This window comes from Bacillus sp. SIMBA_008 (assembly GCF_046535495.1).
Lineage (GTDB): Bacteria > Bacillota > Bacilli > Bacillales > Bacillaceae > Bacillus > Bacillus subtilis.
Genome location: NZ_JAWRWL010001394.1, coordinates 1 through 231, shown reverse-complemented (window position 1 = coordinate 231; position 231 = coordinate 1). Strand labels below are relative to the sequence as shown.

The 231-nt window shown below is 40.3% G+C and carries 1 protein-coding gene; it reads right to left on the bottom strand.

Annotated elements, in window-relative coordinates:
* Window positions 1–157: hypothetical protein (locus SB658_RS28045; RefSeq protein WP_410603880.1), on the bottom strand; the 157-nt coding region annotated here is incomplete at its 3' end.
* Window positions 158–231 lie beyond the last annotated feature (74 nt).

Genomic DNA, 231 nt, shown 5'->3' with positions numbered 1-231 from the left:
CTGGATGTCCTACGTGTAGGCCTGCACCTGATGGATATGGGAACATATCTAGTGCATAAAATTTTGGTTTTTCTGTCTCATCTGGCGTACGGAATGTTTTATTCTCTTCCCAGTACCCTTGCCACTTCTTCTCAATATTTTGATGATTAAAGCTCATGAGATACCCTCCTTGAAATTCTATTTATTTTCACCGCCCAAAATACAAAAAACCTCTCATCCCTAGAAAGGGAC